Genomic DNA, 227 nt, shown 5'->3' on the forward strand with positions numbered 1-227 from the left:
CGGCTACGAGGCTACATCGCCTTCGGCTTCCTGCTCCGAGTAGCGCTCGGAGAGGAACTTTCCCAGACCGCTGAGACGGTCGATATGATCGCAGAACGTGTTGATGGCGACGAGAAGAGGGACCGCCACCGACGAGGGATCTTGTGGCGCCGAAAGACGATCTCGACCGGATGTCAAGGAATCTCCCTTTGCTGCGGGAGGCGATCGCCGTGTCGTGGGGCATCGCC

General features: G+C 61.7%; 1 pseudogene. It reads right to left on the reverse strand.

Features of this window, described 5'->3' with window-relative positions:
• Positions 1-3: 3 nt before the first annotated feature.
• A pseudogene (locus ACPYOI_RS37405) lies at positions 4-227 on the reverse strand (hypothetical protein); the annotation flags it as partial.

The organism is Rhizobium sp. SVR5-2C (assembly GCF_056755115.1).